Source organism: Companilactobacillus kimchiensis, from assembly GCF_001438805.1.
GTDB lineage: Bacteria > Bacillota > Bacilli > Lactobacillales > Lactobacillaceae > Companilactobacillus > Companilactobacillus kimchiensis.
Genome location: NZ_JQCF01000008.1, coordinates 69,681 through 95,133, shown reverse-complemented (window position 1 = coordinate 95,133; position 25,453 = coordinate 69,681). Strand labels below are relative to the sequence as shown.

The following is a 25,453-nucleotide window of genomic DNA, read 5'->3' as shown; positions in this document are numbered from 1 at the left end:
AAAGTGGCTAACTTGATTATAAAATTCGCCTTTATATTAAAAAAGGTTATTGTTGCATAAATTAGAAACAACAAAAAAACAATTGTCATCATACCATCTAATCTTGTAATTGGAGCATCAGCCAGTTGTCGATAAATAAAATACTGATTATAAACTTTACCACGCAACCACAAATTGATTATCAAAAAATATATTATAAAAAATCCTGCAAGCACCTGGGTGAAAATTTTACGCCAATTATTTTGAATCAACTTAGAGCTCAACATAATAACTGTCAAACAAATCACTATATTGACTATAAGATTTAAAGTATTAGACCAAAAATGCGTGACATCCAAAAAATTATTAGCTAAGGCATGAATATCCAAATTAGTATTACGATAGGTCGAATGTTCATAATAAGCTCGATGAGTAAACATTATTCCCGCCGCAACAACTGCTCCTGATAAATAACTAAGTTCGAATAATTTGATTTTCTTATTCAAAACAAATTTTCCGAAAGTCATTACTATTAAGCCGATAAATATTTGATATAGCGTTAGATGTTCCACAAACAATCCACCAACTAAACTAATTAAACCGGCTGCTACTATTAAAAACCATTTGTTATAATTCAGTTTATTATTCCAGTCCCGTTGAACCCAAACCAAATATAATAAGATCAAAGCAATCGGTGGTACATAGTTGATAAAGCCCGCATTCCAAGACAAGACTGTACTTAAATATCCCACTTGAAAGGTGAACACAAATAAGCTACTCAATACTAGAGAAAATCTCGTTTTACCTGTCAAAGACCACAAGCACCATATCAAGAGACTCCAAAAAATTCCATACATTAACATTGCTAACAATAAATGGTGCATCGTCACGATCTCCAAAAAATTACCGATATAACGTCCATTACTACTACCACCATAAATTGCTTGTGGTCCATAGAAAGCATGTCTGAGAAGATAATCTCCCTGTGCTCCGGCCCAAAAAAAATCATCCCCTGATGGGATCACTAAAAATCTGATAATAAAAAAATAAAGAAAAACACCGCCAAAATAAATTTTTGACCATTTACCTTTAACACTCTGACTCATTTTATTCTCCTATAAACTAGGACATTTACGGTATATCTTATAGTCTAAACAAAAAAAAAGCAATCAATTGAGAGATTAACGTACCTTCAAGGCACGTTGAATTTCTCTTTCTTGATCACGTTTTTTAATTGTTTCACGCTTATCGTATTGTTTCTTACCTTCAGCTATGCCAATCAATACTTTAGCAAAACCATGTTTCAAGTAAACTTTCAAAGGTACCACTGTGACACCCTTTTCTTGAACACTTGCCGTAATTTTACGGATTTCTTTTTTATGCAAAAGTAATTTTCGATTACGTAATGGATCATGATTAAAAATGTTTCCTTGATTGTAAATACTAATATTGACATTCTCCAACCAAAGTTCACCATTTCTAGCCTGAACGAATCCATCTTTGATATTAATTTTGCTAGCACGAACGGATTTGATCTCAGTTCCTGTTAAAGAAACACCTGCTTCATACGTATCTAAAATATTGTAATCATGACGAGCTTTACGATTATTGGCTACTTCATTAGCAGCCTTTGTGTGATGTTTCTTCATAACTCATCACCGGCTTTCGTATTTACCACGTTTCTTACCGTCGTTGCTACCGTGGCTCTTATTATTATCGTTGTGGCGACCATGACCACCACGTCCACGTCCATGTTGTGCTGAACGCTTCTTTTTGAATTCTGCTTCACGTTTATCTGCTTGCTCTTGTTCTTCAGGAGTAAGGACACGTTCAAAATCAATTTGTCTGTGTTCAACATCGGCTCTGATCAATTTAACTTGGATTGGTTGTCCAACCTTAAAGATCTTACCAGTGCCACGTCCATGCATTGACATACTCTTTTCGTCATATTCATAATAGTCATCTTTCATATTAGAAATATGAATCAAACCTTCAACGGTGTTATCCAATTGAATGAACATTCCAAAACTAGTTACAGAGCTCACTACAGCATCAAAAGTATTTCCAACTTGATCAGCCATATATTCAGTCTTCTTCAAGTCATCAACAGCACGTTCAGCGTTGATTGAAATTCTTTCACGACTTGAAGTATGTTGAGCGATATCATCCGATTTGTTAGCCCATTTAGTTTGTTCCTCATCAGTAAAGCCATTTTCAGCATAACTGTGAATCATACGGTGAACTGTTAAATCAGGATAACGTCTGATTGGTGATGTAAAGTGAGTGTAGTATTTAGCAGCTAGACCAAAGTGACCTAGAGCTTCATCAGAATAACGAGCCTGTTGTAAACTTCTCAATAACATGATAGTTACAACTGATTCTTCTGGTGTACCAACAACACTTTGAAGTACATTTTGGAACATCTTAGGAGTGATTTCTTTCAAATTACCCTTAACTTGCACACCCATTGCAGCAGCAAATTCAAAGAAGTTCTTAACTTTTTCTTCATCAGGTTTTTCGTGGACACGGTATAGGAATGGCACATGCTTAAGATTGTAGTGTTCAGCGACTGTTTCATTGGCAGCCAACATGAATGATTCGATCATCTTTTCAGATGTTCCACGTTCTCTTAATTTAATGTCAATTGGCTTACCGTTTTCGTCAACAATGATTTGTGCTTCTGTTTCTTCAAAATCAATAGCACCACGTTCATGACGTTTGTTGAAAAGAATTTCATGCAATTCTGCCATTTCTTTAAGCATTGGTACTACTGGAGCATATTCTTCAGTTAATTCTTCATCATTTTTTAAAATCTCATTAACATTATTATATGTCATTCGATATTTAGATTGGATCACACTAGGGTAAATTTCGTGATTAACAACATTACCTGCATGATCAATTTCCATCTCACAAGTAAGTGCTAAACGGTCTTCCCCAGGGTTCAATGAACAGATACCATTTGATAGTCTAAATGGCAACATTGGGATTACTCGATCAACAAGATAAGTACTTGTTCCACGAGCAAAGGCTTCCTCATCAAGTGGTGAACCTTCTCTAACATAATGTGTAACATCAGCAATATCAACTTCCAAATGATAGTTACCATTAGGTAACATATCAAGACCAACAGCGTCATCAAAATCCTTTGAGTCGTCCCCATCAATTGTGATAACCATATTGTCAGTTAAATCTTTTCTACCAACACGATCTGATTCTAGAACGTGATCGGGAACCTTTTCAGCTTCCTTCAAAACTTCACTAGGAAATTCTGGATTAATATCGTTATCAACTACGATTGACATGATATCAACACCGGGATCGTTTTTGTTACCAATGACCTCTAGAGCTGTACCACTCATACTTTGAGGATGTTTATCATCTGGATATTCATCGATTGAAGCTTGGACCATATCACCCATTTGTGGATGTAAACCCTTATTTGAAATGAAGATCATATATGAGGCAATCTTCTTTTCGTGACTTTGAATGTAACCGTAGTTACCAGTCTTTTCAACTTGTGAATCACTGTAAGGATGGAATTCACCAACAACTTTAGTCAATGATCTTTCCACAATATTGGTGATTTCACCTTCTGGTCCCTTATCGATCCAAGGATTGGAAGGCTTAGTAATCTTTACTTCAACTGTATCGCCATTAACAGCGTGTAAAGTATTAGTTCTGGCAATAAAAGCATCTGGGTCAACTTCGTCATATCTAACGAAACCAAATCCTTTATCATTTCCTTTAAATATACCTTCAACAACAGTCTCAGGTGAGGCCATTTTGAATTCATCTTTATTGGTCAAAGTAATTTTACTTTCACCTTCTAAGACAGCTAGAGCTTGAACAACCCGTTTAAAAGCTGATGCTCCATGCATTCTTAAAACGTCTTCAATTTGTTCTGACTTGTAACGACGTTCAGGATTGCTTCTAAAAACCTCTAGTATGTCTGCAATTAATTTATTATCTTTATCTGGCATTTCTATCCTCAATTATTTTCTAAAAAATTTAGCACATTGCTCTGAACTTGTTCATGAGCTTTGTTGATAGTTAAAACATGCCCTGCATTATATAAATGTAGCTGTGATGTTTTAACGTCCTTAGCTACGCTCTGGGCAGCCTTAGGATTTACTAATTTATCACTCGTACCTTGACCAATAAAATATGGTCGCTTTATTTCAACTAAATTCTCTGTCACACCAACGGAAGTTTTACTGATCTCAATCAACATCGAATCTATTTTAGAACTGACTAATCTCATTTTGGAATCAATTTCTGCATCGGTTAGGTCCTGTTGAATAGAATACACCTTTTTAGCATAAGTCATAAAGGCTGACCTAATTCCAGTAAAATTATGAACGTACAACGGTGAGCCCAAGACGCCCCCTGCTACCACCTCAGGTAATTCCTCGAGTGCCTTGGTTGCAAAAATTGCTCCTAATGATAGTCCAAAAACATAGATTTTATCTTTATGCTGTTCCTTTAAAAATTCAACGGCTGAAACCGTCTGTTGCCACCATTTAGCAGGTGAACCATTTTCTAGAACATCCAATGGTTCAGAAGTTCCATGTCCTGCAAACATAGGGGCATAAGCTGAATAGTTATTTCTTTCCAAGAATCGACCGAGCAATCGCATATCATTGGAAGTTCCGGAAAATGAATGTAGCAGTAACACTGCCTTCGATCCACTATCAAAATAGAATGGTTTGGGTGTTAAAATTTTCATCTATTCCGCTCCTTATAACAAAAAACCCCCTGAGTAAATTCAGGAGGATAACTTACTTGTGAGATGATAAGTATACTAATACGATTGAGCATACAAAAAACAGTACTAGTAATACATAGGTAACCTTAACCATGAAGGCTTCAAAACCACGTTTCTTCTGGTTACTGAATAGGTCGCCACCACCACCGGACAACGCATTCAAAGCATCTTGTTGCTTTGTAGGTTGCATTAGTACGGCAACGATTATCAAAATAGAAACGATTATCAACACAGTTTCAATAATGTTATACACCTGTAAAACCTCCGTTCATGGTGTTAAAAAAAGCTGAAATCACTTCTAAAACAATAACATAAAAGTGGTCAAATTTCTAGTTAATTCCATTAATCATATCTTTTAACTTCTTAGAAACCCTTGCTCTTTGACCTGCATTGACCATGAAGACAATGCGATCTCCCGCTTTGATCAGCGTATCACCACGTGGTATCAATTGCCGTTCACCACGATAAACTGCTACAACCAAGATATCCTTTGGAAATGGAATATCTCGGATATATTTCCCATCGATTGAACTACCTTCATAAATCGGCATCTCCAAGCGGTCATTAAACTTACTGACCCGGTTCAAAAAGGCCGAATTTAGATTAAGCCGTTCCTTTAAAGCTTCGTAGATTGGTGCGCCATTTAATAAGTCGACAACGATATAAGCAACCAGTGATAAAACTGCCAATGGCATCAAATGTTTCAGTGAACCAACCATCTCCGTAACCAGAATAATAGCCGTAAATGGTGCTTTACTGATACAGGCAAAATATCCTGCCATAGCAAAAATAATCAAATTACTTTCAAAATATAATGGCAATAATCCCAGTTGACTCATGGTCACAGCATAGATGGCACCGATAATTGCACCCAGATTTAGAATTGGTAAAAATATTCCACCTGGTACCCCTGAACCATAAGATATCATTGAATAAATAAATCTCAAAGCCAATAATCCCAACAAGAAAATCAAACTTGAACCATACTTATCCAAATTAAGAATTACTTCATTACCACCACCGATAAGATTAGGAAACATCATTCCCAGTGGCACGATCAAAATCAAAGGAATGATGCCTTGAATATATCTGGGTAAACGAGTTTTGTTATAAATTGCAGGCATTGACAGCGTAACTATCTGATATAGTCTACCCATCAAACCTAAAATAATTCCTAGAACAATCAAATGCCAATAATATTTAATTGGCAAACTATATTCATATGGCACCTGTAAAACAGGTTGTAATCCAAAAACATATAAAGCAATTACATTAGCACTGACAGCACTGGCCAACGAAGTTATCCACACTAATGGCGAAAAGTTATGATAAACTTCCTCCAAAACAAACATTGCCCCCGCAATTGGTGCACTGAATGCTGCTGCCAATCCTGCCGCAGCCCCACTAGCAATCAAAACACGTTGATTAACACCGATATTATCATGAGTTAAATCACCAACACCTTGACCAATAGCAGCTCCCAATTGGATTGAAGGTCCTTCACGTCCTAGAAATAATCCTGGACCAATACTCATAATACCACCGACAAATTTTCGCCAAAGGATCGGCCACCATTTAAGGTTCATTTCCCCACCAAGTTGAGCTTCTACTTGAGGAATCCCTGAGCCAGAAATATTGGGTTCACCTTTTATTAAAATGCCCACGATTATTGCGCTAATTATCATAAATACAAGTAGTGCTATGGTCAGCCATAAATTACTTCGAGCTGCTATATATAATCCCTGAAATATCTTCAGTGAATGGGCAATGGACCAACGAAACATACTAACAACTGCCCCAGAAAGAATTCCTACTAAAATACCTTCCAGAGTCAATCTTAATTTCTCATTATCAGAAAATGCAATCTTCATCTTTTCCCCTATAAATCTAATTTTGGAACATCATAAATCGATGGTGATGGTTGATAAAAACCAGCCTCAAGTAACTCCATATCAGTCAGAATCTGTTCATCAGTCACCAATCTAGGTGCTTGGTTGATCAAAGTTTGATAAACCGAATCATAATACAAACCATAATCGCCTAATGGTGTTTTGATCTGCTTTTCAATCCAATCACCGTTGGAATTCCGATATTTGGCCAGACCGTAATACATTGGGCTATCTTCTCCAAAGCCTGATGTCCCCGGCATAATACCAGCCTTAAGATCATTTTCCTGTTGATCGGCACCGTACTTAATAAATGAACCATTCAACCCATGAATAATAAACCGAGGATACTCTTTGGCAACATCAGTACTTACTTTGATCTTAGCTTTCATTTTTGTTCCATAATGTAAGTCTACATCAAAGTAGTTATCCACTGCATCACTTACTTCAGTATTACGAATATCGTAAACAACTTGATCAGGACGTCCAAACGAAGCGACGATTCGATCTAACAAATGAATCCCTAATCCATAGAATTCTCCCTGTTCCTTAGTACCCTTGGCATTAACGGTATTAGGACGATAGTAATCAATGTGTGATTCAACTTCAACAATGTCACCCAAAAAGCCCTGTTCGATAACTTGTTTAGCAGCTAAATAATCCCCATCAAAGCGACGATTTTGATAAGGCATCACTAAAACACCGTTATCTTTACCTAATTGGATCAACTCTTTAGCATGGTCTAACGTATCCACAAATGGTTTCTCAACAATAACTGATTTATGAGCTTCAATTACTTGTTTAGCCAAATCATAGTGCGTTTGTGCTGGAGTACAAATCGTAACTAAATTAATTTCGGGATCATTCAAAATATCATTAAGATCATTGGTAAATTGAACACCTTTTTCCCGATAAGGTTTAGCCAATTCTTCATTAGGTCCTTTACGTGTATAGATAGTTTTTACTTGAAAATTTTTTCTGATATTTAAATATGGTAAATGATAACGGTTAGCTGATTTACCAAATCCGATAAAAGCAATTTTTAATGTCATTTAGTTTTCCTCCAACTATTTACAATACATCTCTATTGTACAAAAAAATGCATAAAAAAAACAGCCCGAGGGCTGTTTTAATTAATTACAAGTCGTAACTATTTCTTCAAGTTGTAGAAACAGTTGCCACCCTTGTATTCTGCTTGGTCGCCAAGTTGATCTTCAATTCTCATCAATTGGTTGTACTTAGCAATACGGTCTGTACGACTCATTGAACCAGTCTTGATTTGTCCTGCATTTGTAGCAACAACAAGATCAGCAATAGTTGTATCTTCTGTTTCACCAGAACGGTGAGAAACAACGGCTGTGAATCCAGCTTCTTTAGCCATTTCGATAGCTTCAAATGTTTCTGTAAGTGTACCGATTTGGTTAAGTTTGATAAGGATTGAGTTTGAAACTCCCATTTCAATACCCTTCTTCAAGTAGTCAGTGTTTGTAACGAACAAGTCATCACCAACAATTTGTACTTTCTTACCAAGAATATCTGTAGCTTTCTTCCAGTCTTCCCATTCGTTTTCATCGATAGGATCTTCGATTGTAACAACTGGGTACTTGTCTACGATACCATCAAGCAAGCTGATAAATTCGTCTGTTGAAAGAACAGCACCATTTTCGCCTTCACCCTTTAGTTCGTACTTGTGAGTGTCTTTGTTGTAGAATTCTGATGATGCACAGTCAAATCCAATAGCAACATCTTCACCAGGTTTGTAACCTGCTTTTTCAATTGCTTCAACAAGGATCTTGAATGGAGCTTCGTTGTTTTCAAGGTCAGGAGCGAAACCACCTTCATCACCAACAGCTGTGTTCAAGCCACGGCTTTCAAGAACTTTTTTAAGTGATTGGAATGTTTCTGAACCCATACGAACGGCTTCACGCATTGATTTTGCACCAACGGGCATAATCATGAATTCTTGGAAGTCAACGTTGTTATCAGCATGCTTACCACCATTGATAACGTTCATCATAGGTGTTGGCAATACATGAGCATTAGGACCACCAAGGTATTCGTACAATGGAAGACCTAATTCGTCAGCAGCAGCACGTGCAGCAGCAAGTGATACACCAAGAATAGCATTAGCACCAAGAGTACCTTTGTTTGGAGTACCGTCAAGGTCGATCATAGCTTGATCAAGGGCACGTTGGTCAGTAACGTCCATGCCGATAACCTTTTTAGCAATTTTGTCGTTTACGTTAGCAACGGCTTTAAGAACACCTTTACCACCAAAACGTGATTTGTCGCCATCACGCAATTCAACAGCTTCGTGTTCACCAGTTGAAGCACCTGATGGAACAAGTGCGCGGCCAAAGCCACCTAGTTCAGTATATAGTTCAACTTCAACAGTTGGGTTACCACGTGAATCAAGAACTTCACGGCCTAAAATATCAGTAATTACAGACATATTTTAAAAATCTCCTTTATGATTTAATACAACCTAATTTTAACCTTTTTGATGCTTAAAATAAATAACTTAATAGAAGTTATTATTTATTAAAGTTAGCTAATGCTAAGAATGATTCTGGATCCATTGATGCTCCACCAACAAGTCCACCATCGATATCTTCTTTAGCCATTAATTCTTTAACGTTAGCAGGTTTAACTGAACCACCGTAAAGAATACGTACTTTATCAGCAGTATCGGCATCGTACAAGCTAGCAATCTTTTCACGGATTACGTGAACCATTTCTTGTGCTTGATCTGAAGTAGCTGTTTTACCAGTACCGATAGCCCAGATTGGTTCGTAAGCGATAACTGATTTAGCTAAATCAGCAGCAGAAATGCCCTTAACAGCATTTTCGATTTGACCAGTTACCCATGATTCAGCTTTTCCGGCTTCACGTTGTTCTAGAGTTTCACCACAGCAGATGATTGGTAACATGTTGTTCTTCAAGATAGCATGTGCTTTCTTGTTGATGTCTTCATCAGTTTCACCGAAGTATTGTCTTCTTTCTGAGTGACCGATAATTACATAATCAAGACCCATTTCATCAAGAGCTTTAGGAGATGTTTCACCAGTAAAGGCACCAGCATCTTCAAAGTATGAGTTTTCAGCAGCAGTCTTTAAAGGTGTACCTTCTGCTCCTGCAACAAGTGTTGTAAGATCAATAGCTGGAGCACCGATAATAGCTTCAACGCCAGATTCTGGCAACTTGCCTTTGATTCCGTCTAAAAATTCTTGAGTTTCCTTAGGATTTTTGTTCATCTTCCAGTTACCCGCAATAATAGGTGTACGCATAAAATTAATTCTCCTCTAATGAAAAATAATTATTTATTTGAAATTGAGTCGATACCAGGTAATGTTTTACCTTCAAGGTATTCTAGTGATGCACCACCACCAGTTGAGATATGTGTAAGCTTGTCAGCAATACCAAGACTCTTAGCAGCAGCAGTTGAATCACCACCACCAACAATTGTAATAGCATCTGTCAAGTCACCCATAGCACGACCGATTTCAAGTGTACCTTCAGCAAACTTGCTCATTTCGAATGCACCCATTGGTCCATTCCAAACAACAGTCTTAGCACCAGCTAATTTGCTTTGGAACAATTTAACTGTCTTAGGTCCGATATCAAGAGCCATTGCGTCATCAGGAATATCAACACCATCAGTTGTAATTGCTTCTGCATCATTTGAGAATTCTGTAGCAACAATGTGGTCTACAGGAAGAACAAGTTTGTCGCCAGCTTTTTGAAGGAGGTCTTTAGCTAGTTCAACTTTGTCAGCTTCGAATAGTGACTTACCAATCTTGTGGCCTTGAGCAGCTAAGAATGTGTATGCCATACCACCACCGATTAGGATGTGATCTGATTTTGGAATTAAGTTTTCAATAACACCGATCTTATCTGAAACCTTTGCACCACCAAGAATTGTTACGAATGGGTGTACAGGATTGTCAACAGCGTTACCTAAGAACTTGATTTCCTTTTCCATTAAGAAACCAGCAGCAACGGGTTTGCCAGCAGCCTTCATAGCTGTTGAAATACCAACGTTTGAAGCATGGCTTCTGTGGGCTGTACCGAAAGCATCGTTGATAAATACGTCACCAAGTGATGCCCAATATTCGCCAAGTTTAGGATCGTTCTTGCTTTCACGTTTGCCGAAGTCGTTATCGATATCTTGGAAACGAGTGTTTTCCATCAATAGGATTTCACCGTCTTTAAGTTCGTTAACAGCATCTTCAAGTTCTTTACCTTCGTTAGTTGGTACGAACTTAACTGGCATACCGCTTAATTCTTGAAGTTTAGCAGCAACTGGCTTCAATGACAAAGCTTTCTTGTCTTCATCACTCTTAATACGACCCAAGTGAGATAGCAAGATAACCTTTCCACCATTTTCTGAAACATATTTGATTGTTGGGATAGCACCAACGATACGGTTAGTATCGCCGACAACACCATCTTTAATAGGAACATTAAAATCTACACGCATTAAGACTTTTTTGCCTTTTACGTCTACATCAGAAACAATAAGCTTGTCCATTGTAAATCCTCCAATATTTTCTAAAAAAAAAGGTGGAAGGAGTTATCCTCCCTCCGCCAATTTAAAACACTAAATTAGGTTTTTTTGATTACTTATTTAGATTAATGAATTAGTCTAATGTAGCAAACTTTTCAAGTGTACGAACCATTTGTGCAGTAAATCCTGATTCGTTATCATACCAAGCAACAGTCTTTACAACTTGAGCGTCGCCTGTACCAACGATTTGTGTTTGTGTTGGGTCAAATACTGAACCAAATGATGTACCGATAACATCTGATGATACGATTTCGTCATCATTGTAACCGAATGAAGGGTTGTTGTCAGTATACTTCTTGATAGCAGCGTTTACTTGGTCAACAGTAACTTCTTTGTCAAGTGTAGCAACTAATTCTGTAACTGAACCTGTGATAACTGGAACACGTTGTGCATGTCCGTCAAGTTTACCTTTAAGTTCAGGAACAACCATACCAAGAGCCTTAGCAGCACCAGTTGAATGAGGGATGATGTTTGCAGCAGCAGCACGTGCAGCACGAACATTACCTTTACGTTCTGGGCCATCTTGTAACTTTTGTGTAGCTGTGTAAGCATGGATAGTTGTCATTGTACCGGCTTTAATACCGAATTCTTTGTTTTCAGCATTTGCTAGAGGTGCAAGACAGTTTGTTGTACATGAACCAGCTGAAGCGATTTTAACGTCATTTGTAAGAACGTCGTCGTTAACACCGTAAACAACTGTAGGCATGTCACCTGATGGAGCTGAGATCAATACACGTTTTGCACCAGCATCCAAGTGAGCTTGTGCTTTTTCTGTTGATGTGTAGAAACCAGTACATTCAAGAACGATATCAACACCGTCGTTAGCAACCCATTTAAGGTCTGCAGCGTTCATTTCAGCATATACAGGGATAGTCTTGCCATCAACAACGATAGCAGCATCTTCAGCAACTACCTTGTCAATTTCAAAGTTACCATGAGCAGTATCATACTTCAATAAGTGAGCAAGCATAGCAGGTGAAGTTAAATCGTTAATTGCAACAACTTCCAAATCTGTTTTGCCAGCTGCTTGAAGAGCAGCAATACGGCGGAATGCCAAACGACCGATACGGCCAAATCCATTAATACCAACTTTTGTAGTCATACAAAAATTCCTCCTTCAGGAAATCGAAAAAATATTATTTTAAAGGGTTATCCCTTAAAATCAGTTTTGAGGCACCTTCATCAGTGATCAACACTGTATGATGTGGTGCATTTTTCATATATGATTGAATCGCCTTAGCCTTACTTTGACCACCAGCAATCGCAATCACATGTTCTATCTTATCAAGGTCCCGGACATGAAGTCCAATCCTAGGTACCTTATATACAAGTTTACCACTTTGATCGAAGAAATCACCAAATGCTTCAGAAACTGCATTGCCATTATCGACAAGACTTTGTTCCTCAGCGGAAAGGTTTCGACGTTCAGCCATAATACTTGCTGTTCCAATGCTGTGAATTACAACACTACTTCTATATATTAAATCAAGAACTGATTTAATTGAAGACTCTTTTTGTAAAGATTCGAAACTTTTTTCACTTATATCTTCTGGAAGATACAAAGCGCGATACTGGCCTTGAGTTCTCAAAGCCATCTCTGCGCAGACACTATTTGCTTGAATCGTTACCGATTCACCTACCCCACCACGAGCTGGTAAGAATACCAACTGACGGTTCTTCGATAAATCTGGTGAAAGATTTCTTGCAACTCGTGCTAAGGTACTACCACCAGTTACCGAAATCATCGATTGACCAGTTGGCAATATTGATCCTAAAAGCTGATTGAGCCTGCGGCCGAAAGAATCGATCACTCGATATTGCCGATCGGCATTACCAGGTAAAACGATACAACGACTAATTCCAAGCTTGTCGCTCAATTGTTTCTCTAAAAGAGCTGTTCCTTGATAATCAGCCAAGACCTCAGTTAATCTTACTACTACATCACTACCAGTTCTAGTTAAAGACATTCCCGATTTTGAAGAAAGAAGTAATCCTTGTTTCTTCAATAAATCAGTTTCAGTCCTCAACCCACGTTCCGTAATATTCAAATCATCAGCCAACACTCTGCGTCCGACCGGTTCCATTAATGAGATACTCTGAAGTATTTTAAATCGCTTTTCCAGAGTCTTAATGAAGTCTGGGGCAACTAAATCCAGCAATTCTAAATCTTCATTATTAGTCATTTGATATACTCCGTGGGGCAACTATTGTCCCTGTATGTCTGTTTACGACCCATGTACTCAAAAAATAAAAGCCCGGATGATTCTTGGTCATCTCTTAAGCACAGTTATTAGTATAAACTCTCTTGTGAAAATATCAAGGGATATGTCTATAAAAACCAGAATTAATAATAATTTATTCATGATTTACTTTTAGTATGCGTATGCGATAGAATAAGACTATAAGGCGCTGTTAGTGTAATGGATCGCACGTAGGATTCCGGTTCCTGAAATATGGGTTCGACTCCCATATGGCGCATTAATTGTTTCACAATGTATCACTTCTATATATTGGTAAATCAGCATTTGTGATTTTATCAGAATATTATTACTAAAAAAGCAGATAATACTTCGGGTTTTACATCCAAAGATTATCTGCTTTTTATTATTTATCCAAATTTGATTGGTAATTGAAGATATGAATCATAACTACCACCAACATGAATCACCTGTGGGCCCTTATTATCTGGCTGATAGGCAATTGACCAAGGAACAATTGAACCAGATTCATTCTTAGCACTAATCACTAAGCGTAATTGTTCTCCTGGATAGAAAACCATTCCCATTGGCATCAGAATAATGTCTACTGCCACAATTTCGTTTGATTCTATTTTTTCAACTCGATCAAAACTGTGAACAGGAATTATATCGGTAGACCCCGCTGCCAAATGCCGAGCCGAAACTTTTAAACGTCCATCTGGACCTTTATATTTCATCACTGTCCCTCCATTATCAGTAAAATCATACATCATGGCACTGTGATTTGGAACAATAAATTCAGATAGTTGATTACCATTTTGATCCAGTTTTTGAACATTGACAAATAACTCCATATCGTCAGATTCTTTAGCCTCGACGTTTAAATGAACCTTCGGATAACCGACTATTTCTGTTTTTTGAGCAAATGTCTTAATAAATGAGGCCTTTCCTGGTCCAAACTCCGGTGTGTACGTTACGTCAGATTCTTCTTTACTAGGAACATCCAAAAGATCTCTATTCGTACTGCCAAGATGTAATTTTTGGTATTCAATATTAATTGGTGGAAATTGAGTTGCTGCTAATTCAGTCTTGTCGCCACCCTCCATATCTAACATCGAATAACGAACTATTGGAGTCTGTTCCCAACCATTTTGAATCCCTTTTAAATAGTAATCAAAAAACTTGCGACGGTCTTCAGTATTCATTTCATCATAATAATCAGGCCATTCTTGACCATTGTGAATTCTTAACCACTTCTTACTAGAAGACATCTTACGCCAAGCTCTGAAAGTTCCATTAGTATGTAGCGTATTGGAGTAGCTAGCCACTACATAGGCTGGTGTTTTGATCTGATCAAATTTGACAATCTTATCATCCCAAACTGGATTATTAGCCAAAGGATATTCTTTAATCTCTTCTGTAACATCCTCGCGTAAATTATCAGATGGATTAACGTGATTAACTTGCAAACGTTGAACAAAATCAAAGTCAGGGATTCCTCCGCGCATGGCAATATCTCGATAACCATCACTCAATCCCTCAGTAGGATTAATAGCGGCCAAATGTGGTGGCTGTTCTGCGGCGATAAACCATTGTGAAAAAGCCAAATATGAAGTTCCACTCATAGCAATTTTACCATTACTCCAGGTCTGATCAGCTAACCATTCGATCAAATCGTATCCATCACGACCTTCTTGAGTTCCAATCATTGAAACATCACCTTCAGAATGAGCTATCCCACGAGCATCTGGATTACAAATAGCGTAACCATGGTTGCACCAGTAAGCAGGATCAGGACCTTCAAATTTTTCTAATCCTGAAACAATACTATCCTTCAAACCAATAATCCCAAAAATATTTTCATATCTTGGTGCTGAACCGGCACTTTTTCCGTAAGGACTCCAAGCCATAATTACTGGAACCTTTTCATCAGTAACTGGTCGATAGATATCAGTATAAATAGTTACTCCATCACGTAATTTAACTGGGACATCTTTTTCTAAAATCACATCACATTCTAAGGCTTTAAATTTAGGATTAATTTGATAACCTTTAGATAATATCTTACGTCCGGGATTAAATTCACTATTAATCCCATGTTCCTTGCCATCATCAATATATTTGTAGGTTGGTTTAAATACTTTTAATTTATTTAGGTCTGTCATAATTTTCGTCTCCTCGACTGTTTATTTCTTAACAGGACCTAGTATATCGACTCCCTATCATATTCAACATAGTCATAAATTTAGTAATTGTTTGATTATTTATCAATATTATTATATTGTCATTTCATACGACAGTTTGTCCAATATTGTTTAAAGAAAAGAGATTTACTTTTGACTAAAAACTTACAAAACCTCAGAACTGAACGTGCAATTCAGAATGCCTTTATTACCTTGGTCAATCAAAAAGGATTTAATCACATCACCATTGGTGACATTGCTGAAGAAGCCTTAATTAATCGCCAAACTTTTTATTATCACTATCAAGATAAATATCAACTGACAGAGATCATGATTGATAATTTAGTGGATGAATATGATGAGCTTTATCGTCATTATGTTACAACTAACCTAGATAATTTAGGATTGTCAGCACGCATTGCTCAACTTTTTCCTCGAACAGATTCTTTCTGGACGGCCAATCGTCAAAAGGTAGCTGCCTTATTCACCATTGAAGTCAATGACCAGACACTTGAAAAAGAATTAAAAAAACGTTTTCGAAGATATCTTCCGACCTTATTAGGACGTCAACCATTACCATTAGAGGAGACTATCTTTCCAGCAATTATCCTAGGTGTGATCGAATATGTTGTTGAAACCGGAAAAACTCCAGATCAAGCTGAAATCATTGAAACCTTCAACAGTATCAGTACGACTTTCAAGTAAATGAAAAGTAAAATGATCTTACAAATTTTAAGTCAATTATTACTCAAACTTGGTTAGAACATAAACTAACTGCGTGGTTAGTATACTTTTGGATTTCGCTTGGCAGTCATTTCTTATTTTTACTAATCTAAACTACTTTTAAAATATTCAAACTTTAGTCGATATCATAAATTCTGATGGGCAAAAATCTTCCATCCAAAGATTATCTGCTTTTTAATATCCACCATTTGAATAAGTTAATTCATAGGAATGAGTGTAAATTTCTACCAAATTACCGAACGGGTCTTCCATATAAACCATCTTATAAGGTTTCTTACCTGGATAATATTCTTTGATCGGCATCCGTTGTTTGCCACCATTAGCCAAGATTTTTTTAACTAGCCCTTCAATATCAGGATCTTGCACCCCATAATGAAAAATTCCAGTTTCCCAATACTTAAAGTTATCATCTGGTTGTTTATTTTGCTTAAATTCAAACATCTCAATTCCAATACCATCGCTGGTTGCCATATGAGCAATTTTATATGATTGCCAGCCTTCTCCAAATACCGCTTGAGACATCACACCAATAGCACTGTCATCCTCATTAACTGTTGATGGCTCCATAATCGTGTACCAACCCATTACCTCTGAGTAAAAATCGACTGCCTTTTGAATGTCAGGTACGGAAAGTCCAATGTGAGAAAAGCTTCTGGGATAATTATTCTTTGTCATTATTTATTTCTCCTGTCTGTTATATGATGTAGACAAGTATATATAGAAGAAAAATAAAAAAAAGTACGCACTTTCAAGTAAGTACCTTAAACATCTAGGAGATAAAAATGAAAGAATACAATATCGGTATTGAGGCATCCCTTGATGTCATTTCCGGAAAATGGAAACCACTGATTCTCTGTTACATTGGCATCGGTATCAATCGTAATGGAGAACTGTTACGTAAAATTCCACACATATCACAAAAAGTCTTAACAGAGCAACTCAAACAACTGATCAATGATGACATATTAAAACGAACAGTTATCAATGAAAAGCCATTGCATGTAGAATATTCTTTTACCGACTATGGCGAATCTCTCAGAAAAATTTTGTTGAGTCTCTGTCATTGGGGTGAGATCCACATCGATCATATGAATCAGGCTAACGACTACGGTGTCGTTGATGTCAGCTTATTCAAATAGAAAGAAGTGATCTTTAATAATGAATCACAAAGACAATTCCGATTCGACCGATATCGGAGATTATATGAAAGTTTTCGCTTGTACGGCTGTGATGATGCAGTCTGTGCTGAGTCTTGTTTTAACTACTGATCCAGACCATAATACCCAAATCATTATTGGTATCCTTTATAATTTTGTTAAATTCACTGCTCCAGCCTTTATTTTTGGAATTTTATACACTACTACTAGAACCACAAATCAAAATCACTGGTCTAACTATGATAAATTTTTCCGTAAACATTGGTCAGCGCTCTTTGTTCCCACTATTTGGTGGACACTGACCTATCTAATGATTTTCCCTAATGTTCAACAGGTTAATCATTTTAATAGCTTCGGTTCATTTATTTGGCAGTTCATCAATGGTAACGCCGCTCCTCATCTGTGGTATAACACAATGATGCTACAGTTTATCCTCTTGATGCCATTCTTTTGGTCACTGGCTCATTGGGTAAAAAATAATATTGGACATACAATATTTACAATAATGGTAACTATTATTGTATTTGCTATTTGGATAAAATTTTATGATATGCAAGTTTTTCATGGCCCCCATCAACAAAATTGGTACCTATTAGATCGATTTTTCTTCAGTTTCGTAATTTATGGAATCTTCGGTGTTTTGGCCTGGATGTCTCGTGATAAATTTGAAGCCTTAATACAAAAGACTTTGCCAATTTCATTAATATTATTTTGTATCAGCTTTTATTGGACCAATAAAGAACTTTTTAATTTTGGCTATCCAATTAAGTTGACCAATGCACCTTATTACAAATTCTCAATGACCTTATATTCCTTAATAATTATTTCCTTAATTGCAGCGCTTGCAATTTATCAGTTACGAAAACATTCCCAAACACTACCATTTTTTCACTTCCTGGCCATTTATGCCTACCGTGCATATTTATCAAACGTTTTTTGGCTTCAGATCATTTGGAAATTATTTGGATCTACGTTATCCACTGCCAATCCCTTATTAGCTATTATTAGTTGCTATTTATTAACTTGGGGATTATCATTTACTTCCGCCTATATCTTTCATGTTTTATGGGTAAAAACAAAATCTATTATTAACAAAATCGGGTTTCGACTACCAATTGAATAAATATTTTTATTTTTGAGCTTTGTTTGTTGACCCGATAATGATATTATGCTAAATTAGCACTGTGCTATTAAGAGTGCTAATTAAAAACAGGAGGCATTTTAATGTTAGTTCCTACAGTTATTGAACAAAGTTCTCGTGGCGAACGTGCCTACGATATTTACTCAAGATTATTAAAAGATAGAATTATTATGGTATCAGGTGAAGTTAACAGCCAAATGGCAAATATTGTCGTTGCTGAATTACTATTCCTTGATGCACAAGATTCAGATAAAGACATTTCCATGTATATCAACTCACCCGGTGGTTCTGTTACCGACGGATTAGCTATCATGGATACTATGAATTTCGTGAAATCTGACGTCCAAACAATTGCTACTGGTTTAGCTGCATCAATGGGTAGTGTTCTATTGTCATCAGGTACTAAGGGCAAACGTTTTGCTCTTCCTAATTCAACTGTCCTTATTCACCAACCTTCTGGTGGTGCTCAAGGTCAACAATCTGAGATCGAAATTGTTGCCACAGAAATTTTGAAGACAAGAAAGAGATTAAATCAAATCTTAGCTGATAATTCTGGTCAAAGTTTCGAAAAACTTCAAAAGGATACTGATCGTGATAACTACATGACAGCCCAAGAAGCTAAAGATTATGGTTTGATCGATCAAATCATGACAAACAAAGCTGATAAGTAAGCTTTAAATTAGTCAGAACTTGGTTCTGGCTTTTTTTTATGCCTAAAAATAGAAACTGCCAATTGATTTACACTCTAACCAACTTCAGAAAGAACCTAGAATCAGTTAATACATCCCCACTCTTAACATTGTATCCATCAGCTGATGTTTATAAGGGCTTATAATATACTAGTTATGGGAGTAATCAATATGAAAGAAATGAAACATTTAGACAAGTACTCACCCGAAATAAAATATCTATGTCAAAAAGATAAACATCTCGCTAAAGTCATTCAAATGATCGGTCCCCTTGATTACTACCTAGCTGAAGACGGTTATGCTTTTTTGGTCAGTCAAATAATTGGGCAAATGTTATCTAATAAAGTGGCTGATGTCCTTACTAACCGTTTAACCGACACTTGTCATGGTAAGATAACCCTCGCAGAGATCGATCAATTAACCGATGTAGAAATTCATGAGCTAGGCTTATCACGTTCCAAGGTTTCCTATATTAGAAACCTCAATCAGGCGGTTAAATCTGGTACGATTGATTTTGATAAATATCGAGAAATGTCCGATAATGATGTTATTAACAGCCTTACTACCGTCAAGGGAATTGGCAATTGGTCGGCTAAAATGTATCTTTTATTTTCACTCGACCGCCCCAATGTTCTTCCCTTTGAAGATCTGGCATTTTTACAAAGCTACGGTTGGGTCTATAAAACTGACGATTATACTGCCAAAACAGTTCAAAAGAAATGTCTAAAATGGTCGCCTTATACCTCAATTGCCGCTCGCTATATGTATGAGGCTCTGAATACTGGTTTAACCAAAGAACCATTTCATCTTTTCAAATAATTTATAGGAGAATATATATGCCAAAATACCTTGTTTTTATGGATGTCGATGGGACCTTAATGCTCAACCATCAAAATATCTCACAGCACACAAAGGATACAATTGAAAAACTTCAAAAAAAAGATATCAAATTTTATATTGCTACCGGTAGAATGTATGAATTAGCTATGGTTGCAAAAAATATGTTGAACCACGATGTTGGACTCGTAACCTCAAATGGAGCTGTCTTTGACGGCGTTAATGGACGTGAAGTCACTAAACTTGGTAACGCCGCGGTTGAATTAGCTTATAAAGTTACCCAAGAAGCTGAATTACCAATGATGCTCTTCACACCTGAAAAGGCCTACTTCACAAAAAAGATTCCTGATTTCATTGCTCGAAATGCTGGTAACTTCGACGAATCATTTGGTTACAAGGAAATTGAAAATTTGGCTGAATTAATTAAAATTGAAGATCAAATCACTAATGGTGTTATTTTGAGTCGTGGTAACCTGTCTGAATTAGTTGCTACTCGCGAAAAGTTACTGGCCAGTAAATTACTTCGCATCTCCTCATCTAGCCCTGATAACTTAGAAATGATTCCTTTAAATACTGATAAGGGGACTGCTGTCAAACAGTTACAACTTGAACAACATGTCGACCCTAGTCATACATTTGTCTTTGGTGATGGCCTCAACGACACTGGAATGATGCAAGAAGCCGAATTATCCGTTGCAATGGGTAATGCACTGCCAGAAGTTAAAAAAATTGCCAATTATGAAACTGATACCAATATTAATGACGGCTTGGCCAAGTTTCTAGAACGGTATTTCCAAAAACATCCCTTGGCTTAAATCATCTGAAAGCGCTGTATATTAAGCATTCAACTAGACGGCTAGAAAATATTAGGTTATCCTTAATTTGTTATTAGACTAAACAAAAGAAGGGGTATTTATGAATAAGGGTGAAATCCAAAACAGCCTAGCACGTAAGTTATTCATCATAACTTTGTTGTCCGGAACCTTCACAATGTCGATCAGTCAGTCATCTCTTTCAACGGCTTATCCAACATTAATGAAATTCTTCGGCGTCACAGCACCAACTATTCAGTGGTTAACCACTGGTTTTATGTTAATCATGTGTATTATGATGCCAATCAGTCCGTGGCTATTAAATAATTTTTCATTTAAGAAAATCTTTTTGAGTGTTGTTTCAATCTTTATTGTTGGAACACTAGTTATCATCGTTGCTCCAAACTTCCCAATGGCCATGTTAGGTCGGGCTTTGGAAGCTATCGGTGTTGGGATTCTTTTCCCATCATTCCAGTCCGTGTTGCTGACCATCACACCGGAAAAAAATCGTGGTGCCACTATGGGTTACGCTGGTCTCGTTATGGGATCTGCTTTGGCTAGTGGTCCTATCATTTCAGGAATTGTTTTAAACTTTTTACAATGGCAAGGACTTTTCGTTATTTTCCTTTTGATCATGATCGTGATATTTATCAGTGGTCTCCTCAATATCAAAGACGTTATGCCACGTCACAAAGCTAGTCTAGATTTAATTTCAACAGTTTATCTATTCGGTTTGATTGGTTTGTTATATGTTGTTAATCAAGCTGGAGCTACCAGAAGTTTTGGAATTGATTTAATTATTCTACTAGTTATTAGTTTGATCTTTACGTTCTTATTTGTTCACCGTCAATTAACTAAAAAGGAACCACTGCTTGATCTAAAAGTTATGAAAAATTTTAATTTTGATTTGGCTGTGCTTTTAACTGGTTTTTCATACATTTCTTTGATTGTCGTTACTATTATTTATCCACTTTATTATCAGAATATTCTTCATAGTTCAATTTTAATGTCAGGTTTAGCCTTAGTTCCACCTGCTATTATTCTAAGTATTTTGAATCCTCTAACTGGTCGTTTGGCTGATAAAATTGGCTTTAAGTCCACTTTAATTATTGGTATGTCAATGATTGTTGTTGGCTGGTTCCTACTCTTTGTTATTCACACCAAATTGACTATCTGGCCAATGATCTTAATTGCTAGCTTAATTGAAGGTGGAAATGCCTTTGTTATGATGCCTGCTACAACGCTTGGTGGTAATTCTTTATCAGAAGAATTAATTCCCCATGGTACAGCAATTATTACTACTATTCGTCAATTGCTAGGTTCGTTAGGTGTCAGTTTAGCAACCTTGATTCTGGTAACAACTAATCAAAATCATCACTTACCAGCTAATGATGGTCTGATTGGTTATCAATATGTCTTTGCTTTCTTCTTCGGTATGGCAATTATCGGTTTCATATTTGCCTTGCTAATTAAAAACAATAAAAAAACAAATTAAGATATTTATAGTCTGTGATTATCAAATCATAGGCTATTTTTTGTCACACCAAAAAAGACCCTGAATTTCTTCAGGGTCTTTTTCTATACTCTAGCTGTTTCGGCTAATTGATTTAATTTTCTTAAACGATGATTGATTCCCGATTTAGAAATAGCACCACTCGGCACCATATCGCCAAGTTCCTTTAATGAAACCTCAGGATTTTCCAACCTTAAAACAGCAATTTCTCGTAATTTTTCCGGTAAGGAGTCCAAACCAACGGTTGCTTGCAAGTGCTTGATATTATCGATTTGACGTTCAGCCGCAGCCACAGTTTTATTAATATTAGCATTCTCGCAGTTAACTAAACGGTTCACGGAATTTCTCATATCACGAACAATTCGAATATCCTCAAACTTGAGCATCGAATTAGTAGCACCGATCAATTGTAAAAAGTCAGCAATTTTTTCAGCTTCTTTCAAATAAACGATATAACCATTACGACGTTTAGTTGTCCGAGCATTCAAATGGAAGTAATTCATCATTTGAGCAATCCCCTCATTATGAGTTTCATACAATGAATAGATCTCCAAATGATATCTGGAAGTTTCTGGATTGTTAACACTACCAGTTGCTAGAAAAGCCCCTCGAAGATAAGAGCGCATTCTTTGGTCTTCGTTGAGTACCTCTTCTGGCACATCCGTATTGATCGACAAACCAGACTGATCCAAAATATCTAAATCAGTTAAAACCTTATTAGTATCACGCTTTAAACGCACCAAATACTGATTATTCTTTTTCAGTTTCATCTTTTTACGCACAAGTAACTCTGATTCCATACCATACTTTTGCTTAACTAAAGAAAAAATTCTTCTGGCAATTGCAGCATTCTCAGTCTGTGCGGTTAAGACAAAATGATGATTTTGTAAGCTTAATGAGCCATTCATTCGCATTAAAGCTGATAATTCAACTCGAGCATGCTCTGGATGGACCACTAATTTTGTGAGTTCCTGTTTAACCTCACTTGCATAAGAAGCCACTAACGTCTCACCTCATTTTTTCTATTTCCTGATTGTAGCGATAGATTCAAAATTTCATCAGCAACTTTTTTGCCATCGTGATAAGCTCCATTGTCATGTAACGATAAGAAGTCATCTTGAACTACCTTACAACCCATTTCTCTTAAACCCTTAAAGTCTGTTTTAACCTGATTGACATATTCATCATACTTTTTCTTATCAACATAGCCATCAGGAATTTTCCGAGTATTGACCAAAACTGTATCAATATAATTACCACCTAAATGGCGGTTCAATACTCGTACGTGATCAGCATCAGTAAAACCCTCAGTTTCACCAATTTGCGTCATGATATTACAAATATAAACTACTTCAGCTGAAGTCTGTCTAAGTGCTTCACCGATATCGCTAATCATCAAATTAGGCAAAATACTAGTAAACAAACTACCAGGGCCTAAAACAACTACATCAGCTTGCATAATTGAAGCAATAACTGAAATAACTGACTTAGGCTCCGTCGTTGGATCATCCGAATTAGTGACCCAAACTCGTTTAACATGCTTGCCAGAGTGAGTGATTTCATGCTCTCCAGCTAATTTAGTACCATCGGTAAATTCAGCATGTAAAGTCAATTTGGTATTGCTGGCTGGATAAACGTGACCATCGACCTTCATCATTTTTGATAACTCTTGGACAGCATCATAAATATTAGGTGACATTTCAGTTAAAGCTGCAATAATTAAATTCCCAATCGCATGTCCTGAGAAGAAATCATCATTAGTTTTGAAACGATATTGAAAGACATCCAAATCAACATCTGGTAAATCAGATAAGGACGCTAGCACATTTCTAATATCCCCAGGTGGAACCACGTTAATGTAATCACGAATAATACCGGACGAACCACCATCATCAGCAACTGTAACAATTGCTGTAATATTGGCATCCATATTTCTTAAACTGTTCAAGACAACTGGTAAACCAGTCCCTCCACCGATAACTACGACTCTGGGGCGGCGGCCTTTAACAACTCGAACTATCCTATTTGTTGCCATGTTCGATTACCTTCTTTTGAGATTTTTCCATATCGCGATGAGTAATATCAACATAGTACTTTTTCTTTAAGTCGGTACCTAAACGCTGAGCAATTGCAACTGAACGGTGTTGACCGCCAGTACAACCAATCGCAATCGTTAAACTGGTTTTACCTTCTTTTTCATATCCTGGAATAATATCTTTTAATAAATCATATAATTTGTTATAAAAATTCTTAGTTTCCTCATCATCCATGACATAGTCATAAACTGGTTTATCCATTCCTGTCTTGGCTTTTAACTCCTTAATATAAAAAGGATTACGTAGGAATCTTACATCCATCACAATATCGGCATCAATTGGTAAACCATATTTAAAACCAAACGACATCACTTCAATATGGAAAGTCGGAACTTCAGAACTCTTTTGGAAGTTATCAAAAATCTCTTCACGAAGTTGACGTGGAGTTAAATCAGTCGTATCAATTTCAACTGAAGCCCGTCCTTTAATTTCAGCCAACAATTCTCGTTCTTTTTCAATACCATCTAAAAGTCGACCCTCCATAGCTAAAGGATGACTGCGGCGGGTTTCTTTGTACCGTGAAACTAGTTCTTCATCAGAAGCATTTAAGAAAAGAATCTTCATATCAACTTTTTGATGTTTTTCTTGTTCATCTTCGTCCATTTTTGAAAGCATTGAAAAGATTTCATCATAAAACGCACGTGATCTAATATCTACAACTAAAGCTACTTTTTTGATTTTACCGGATTCATGCACTAACTCCCAAAACTTAGGAAGTAAATTGGGTGGCATATTATCAATACAAAAATATCCTAAATCTTCAAAGGATTGCATTGCAACGGTCTTACCAGCACCACTCATTCCAGTGACGATAACCAAACTAAGCATATCTTCTGCCATATTGCACCTCACATTCGGATATAAGCATAACACAACAGTCCGG

24 protein-coding genes and 1 tRNA gene are annotated in these 25,453 nt (G+C 36.7%); 8 read left to right on the top strand and 17 right to left on the bottom strand.

Translation table 11 applies throughout. The features are described from left to right. The 12 genes from IV57_RS06035 to IV57_RS05980 all read right to left on the bottom strand — a co-directional run. On the bottom strand, positions 1 to 1,085 hold a 1,085-nt coding region (locus tag IV57_RS06035), incomplete at its 3' end, for a hypothetical protein (RefSeq protein ID WP_057880604.1). A 75-nt stretch (positions 1,086 to 1,160) separates the two neighbouring features. Then, positions 1,161 to 1,628, bottom strand: coding sequence for an SsrA-binding protein SmpB (smpB, locus tag IV57_RS06030; RefSeq protein ID WP_057880603.1), 468 nt, complete (start codon positions 1,626 to 1,628; stop codon positions 1,161 to 1,163). A gap of 6 nt (positions 1,629 to 1,634) precedes the next feature. Beyond that, positions 1,635 to 3,962 (bottom strand): ribonuclease R, encoded by a 2,328-nt coding sequence (gene rnr / locus IV57_RS06025; RefSeq protein ID WP_057880602.1) that lies wholly within the window; start codon positions 3,960 to 3,962, stop codon positions 1,635 to 1,637. A gap of 8 nt (positions 3,963 to 3,970) precedes the next feature. Next, positions 3,971 to 4,708, bottom strand: a complete 738-nt coding sequence (locus tag IV57_RS06020) for an alpha/beta hydrolase (RefSeq protein ID WP_057880601.1) — start codon at positions 4,706 to 4,708, stop codon at positions 3,971 to 3,973. A 52-nt stretch (positions 4,709 to 4,760) separates the two neighbouring features. After that, entirely contained in the window at positions 4,761 to 5,000 is a 240-nt protein-coding gene (secG, locus tag IV57_RS06015; protein ID WP_057880600.1) for a preprotein translocase subunit SecG, read from the bottom strand. A gap of 76 nt (positions 5,001 to 5,076) precedes the next feature. Further along, positions 5,077 to 6,618 (bottom strand): ClC family H(+)/Cl(-) exchange transporter, encoded by a 1,542-nt coding sequence (locus tag IV57_RS06010; protein ID WP_057880599.1) that lies wholly within the window; start codon positions 6,616 to 6,618, stop codon positions 5,077 to 5,079. Between the two features lie 8 nt (positions 6,619 to 6,626). Then, entirely contained in the window at positions 6,627 to 7,685 is a 1,059-nt protein-coding gene (locus IV57_RS06005) for an oxidoreductase (RefSeq protein WP_057880598.1), read from the bottom strand. Positions 7,686 to 7,783: 98 nt separating this feature from the next. Then, positions 7,784 to 9,085: a phosphopyruvate hydratase gene (gene eno, locus IV57_RS06000; RefSeq protein WP_057880597.1), complete on the bottom strand. Its 1,302-nt coding sequence runs from the start codon at positions 9,083 to 9,085 to the stop codon at positions 7,784 to 7,786. A gap of 82 nt (positions 9,086 to 9,167) precedes the next feature. Beyond that, positions 9,168 to 9,920: a triose-phosphate isomerase gene (gene tpiA / locus IV57_RS05995; protein WP_057880596.1), complete on the bottom strand. Its 753-nt coding sequence runs from the start codon at positions 9,918 to 9,920 to the stop codon at positions 9,168 to 9,170. Between the two features lie 29 nt (positions 9,921 to 9,949). Beyond that, positions 9,950 to 11,164: a phosphoglycerate kinase gene (locus IV57_RS05990; RefSeq protein ID WP_057880595.1), complete on the bottom strand. Its 1,215-nt coding sequence runs from the start codon at positions 11,162 to 11,164 to the stop codon at positions 9,950 to 9,952. Positions 11,165 to 11,273: 109 nt separating this feature from the next. Further along, positions 11,274 to 12,302, bottom strand: a complete 1,029-nt coding sequence (gene gap, locus IV57_RS05985) for a type I glyceraldehyde-3-phosphate dehydrogenase (RefSeq protein ID WP_057880594.1) — start codon at positions 12,300 to 12,302, stop codon at positions 11,274 to 11,276. Between the two features lie 34 nt (positions 12,303 to 12,336). Next, positions 12,337 to 13,383: a sugar-binding transcriptional regulator gene (locus tag IV57_RS05980; protein WP_057880593.1), complete on the bottom strand. Its 1,047-nt coding sequence runs from the start codon at positions 13,381 to 13,383 to the stop codon at positions 12,337 to 12,339. Between the two features lie 223 nt (positions 13,384 to 13,606). On the opposite strand from IV57_RS05980, the gene IV57_RS05975 reads away from it, so the two are divergent. Then, positions 13,607 to 13,678, top strand: a tRNA-Arg gene (locus tag IV57_RS05975). 130 nt (positions 13,679 to 13,808) lie between these two features. On the opposite strand, the gene IV57_RS05970 is transcribed toward IV57_RS05975, so the two are convergent. Then, positions 13,809 to 15,563: a CocE/NonD family hydrolase gene (locus tag IV57_RS05970; protein ID WP_057880592.1), complete on the bottom strand. Its 1,755-nt coding sequence runs from the start codon at positions 15,561 to 15,563 to the stop codon at positions 13,809 to 13,811. 171 nt (positions 15,564 to 15,734) lie between these two features. Between IV57_RS05970 and IV57_RS05965 the strand changes: the two genes are divergently transcribed. Continuing rightward, complete coding sequence (locus IV57_RS05965) at positions 15,735 to 16,286, top strand: TetR/AcrR family transcriptional regulator (RefSeq protein ID WP_057880591.1); 552 nt, start codon at positions 15,735 to 15,737, stop codon at positions 16,284 to 16,286. 213 nt (positions 16,287 to 16,499) lie between these two features. Here IV57_RS05965 and IV57_RS05960 read toward each other — a convergent pair whose 3' ends face one another. Continuing rightward, positions 16,500 to 17,000 carry a lactoylglutathione lyase family protein gene (locus IV57_RS05960; protein ID WP_057880590.1) on the bottom strand — a complete coding sequence of 167 codons (501 nt, stop codon included), beginning with the start codon at positions 16,998 to 17,000 and terminating at the stop codon, positions 16,500 to 16,502. A 107-nt stretch (positions 17,001 to 17,107) separates the two neighbouring features. Here IV57_RS05960 and IV57_RS05955 point away from each other — a divergent pair, with 107 nt between their 5' ends. The 6 genes from IV57_RS05955 to IV57_RS05930 all read left to right on the top strand — a co-directional run bounded on the left by IV57_RS05955 (position 17,108) and on the right by IV57_RS05930 (position 22,456). Continuing rightward, complete coding sequence (locus tag IV57_RS05955; RefSeq protein WP_057880589.1) at positions 17,108 to 17,464, top strand: winged helix-turn-helix transcriptional regulator; 357 nt, start codon at positions 17,108 to 17,110, stop codon at positions 17,462 to 17,464. Positions 17,465 to 17,483: 19 nt separating this feature from the next. After that, positions 17,484 to 18,605 (top strand): acyltransferase family protein, encoded by a 1,122-nt coding sequence (locus tag IV57_RS05950; RefSeq protein ID WP_057880588.1) that lies wholly within the window; start codon positions 17,484 to 17,486, stop codon positions 18,603 to 18,605. A 101-nt stretch (positions 18,606 to 18,706) separates the two neighbouring features. Beyond that, entirely contained in the window at positions 18,707 to 19,294 is a 588-nt protein-coding gene (locus tag IV57_RS05945) for an ATP-dependent Clp protease proteolytic subunit (RefSeq protein WP_057880587.1), read from the top strand. A gap of 189 nt (positions 19,295 to 19,483) precedes the next feature. Continuing rightward, on the top strand, positions 19,484 to 20,131 hold the full coding sequence (locus IV57_RS05940; protein ID WP_057880586.1) for a DNA-3-methyladenine glycosylase family protein: 648 nt from the start codon (positions 19,484 to 19,486) through the stop codon (positions 20,129 to 20,131). A 17-nt stretch (positions 20,132 to 20,148) separates the two neighbouring features. After that, positions 20,149 to 20,964 (top strand): HAD family hydrolase, encoded by an 816-nt coding sequence (locus IV57_RS05935; protein WP_057880585.1) that lies wholly within the window; start codon positions 20,149 to 20,151, stop codon positions 20,962 to 20,964. Between the two features lie 100 nt (positions 20,965 to 21,064). Continuing rightward, a complete protein-coding gene (locus IV57_RS05930; protein WP_057880584.1) occupies positions 21,065 to 22,456 on the top strand; it encodes a DHA2 family efflux MFS transporter permease subunit in 1,392 nt (463 codons plus the stop codon). Positions 22,457 to 22,539: 83 nt separating this feature from the next. Here the strand turns inward: IV57_RS05930 and whiA are convergent, their stop codons facing one another. From whiA to rapZ, 3 genes are read right to left on the bottom strand one after another with little or no spacing between them, the layout of a single operon-like run. After that, complete coding sequence (whiA, locus tag IV57_RS05925; RefSeq protein ID WP_057880583.1) at positions 22,540 to 23,475, bottom strand: DNA-binding protein WhiA; 936 nt, start codon at positions 23,473 to 23,475, stop codon at positions 22,540 to 22,542. Further along, complete coding sequence (locus tag IV57_RS05920; protein ID WP_057880582.1) at positions 23,475 to 24,509, bottom strand: gluconeogenesis factor YvcK family protein; 1,035 nt, start codon at positions 24,507 to 24,509, stop codon at positions 23,475 to 23,477. The genes whiA and IV57_RS05920 overlap by 1 nt, the downstream gene beginning before the upstream one ends. Beyond that, positions 24,496 to 25,410, bottom strand: coding sequence for an RNase adapter RapZ (gene rapZ / locus IV57_RS05915; RefSeq protein ID WP_057880581.1), 915 nt, complete (start codon positions 25,408 to 25,410; stop codon positions 24,496 to 24,498). Before rapZ ends, IV57_RS05920 begins: the two co-directional genes overlap by 14 nt. Between the last annotated feature and the right edge of the window lie 43 nt (positions 25,411 to 25,453).

What these genes read in the sequence shown, in the direction of transcription:
- smpB (WP_057880603.1), bottom strand. Translation starts at nt 1,628, where the DNA reads ATGAAGAAACATCACACAAAGGCTGCTAATGAAGTAGCCAATAATCGT.
- rnr (WP_057880602.1), bottom strand. Translation starts at nt 3,962, where the DNA reads ATGCCAGATAAAGATAATAAATTAATTGCAGACATACTAGAGGTTTTT.
- IV57_RS06020 (WP_057880601.1), bottom strand. Translation starts at nt 4,708, where the DNA reads ATGAAAATTTTAACACCCAAACCATTCTATTTTGATAGTGGATCGAAG.
- IV57_RS06010 (WP_057880599.1), bottom strand. Translation starts at nt 6,618, where the DNA reads ATGAAGATTGCATTTTCTGATAATGAGAAATTAAGATTGACTCTGGAA.
- IV57_RS06005 (WP_057880598.1), bottom strand. Translation starts at nt 7,685, where the DNA reads ATGACATTAAAAATTGCTTTTATCGGATTTGGTAAATCAGCTAACCGT.
- eno (WP_057880597.1), bottom strand. Translation starts at nt 9,085, where the DNA reads ATGTCTGTAATTACTGATATTTTAGGCCGTGAAGTTCTTGATTCACGT.
- tpiA (WP_057880596.1), bottom strand. Translation starts at nt 9,920, where the DNA reads ATGCGTACACCTATTATTGCGGGTAACTGGAAGATGAACAAAAATCCT.
- IV57_RS05990 (WP_057880595.1), bottom strand. Translation starts at nt 11,164, where the DNA reads ATGGACAAGCTTATTGTTTCTGATGTAGACGTAAAAGGCAAAAAAGTC.
- gap (WP_057880594.1), bottom strand. Translation starts at nt 12,302, where the DNA reads ATGACTACAAAAGTTGGTATTAATGGATTTGGCCGTATCGGTCGTTTG.
- IV57_RS05980 (WP_057880593.1), bottom strand. Translation starts at nt 13,383, where the DNA reads ATGACTAATAATGAAGATTTAGAATTGCTGGATTTAGTTGCCCCAGAC.
- IV57_RS05970 (WP_057880592.1), bottom strand. Translation starts at nt 15,563, where the DNA reads ATGACAGACCTAAATAAATTAAAAGTATTTAAACCAACCTACAAATAT.
- IV57_RS05960 (WP_057880590.1), bottom strand. Translation starts at nt 17,000, where the DNA reads ATGACAAAGAATAATTATCCCAGAAGCTTTTCTCACATTGGACTTTCC.
- IV57_RS05955 (WP_057880589.1), top strand. Translation starts at nt 17,108, where the DNA reads ATGAAAGAATACAATATCGGTATTGAGGCATCCCTTGATGTCATTTCC.
- IV57_RS05950 (WP_057880588.1), top strand. Translation starts at nt 17,484, where the DNA reads ATGAATCACAAAGACAATTCCGATTCGACCGATATCGGAGATTATATG.
- IV57_RS05945 (WP_057880587.1), top strand. Translation starts at nt 18,707, where the DNA reads ATGTTAGTTCCTACAGTTATTGAACAAAGTTCTCGTGGCGAACGTGCC.
- IV57_RS05940 (WP_057880586.1), top strand. Translation starts at nt 19,484, where the DNA reads ATGAAAGAAATGAAACATTTAGACAAGTACTCACCCGAAATAAAATAT.
- IV57_RS05935 (WP_057880585.1), top strand. Translation starts at nt 20,149, where the DNA reads ATGCCAAAATACCTTGTTTTTATGGATGTCGATGGGACCTTAATGCTC.
- IV57_RS05930 (WP_057880584.1), top strand. Translation starts at nt 21,065, where the DNA reads ATGAATAAGGGTGAAATCCAAAACAGCCTAGCACGTAAGTTATTCATC.
- IV57_RS05920 (WP_057880582.1), bottom strand. Translation starts at nt 24,509, where the DNA reads ATGGCAACAAATAGGATAGTTCGAGTTGTTAAAGGCCGCCGCCCCAGA.
- rapZ (WP_057880581.1), bottom strand. Translation starts at nt 25,410, where the DNA reads ATGGCAGAAGATATGCTTAGTTTGGTTATCGTCACTGGAATGAGTGGT.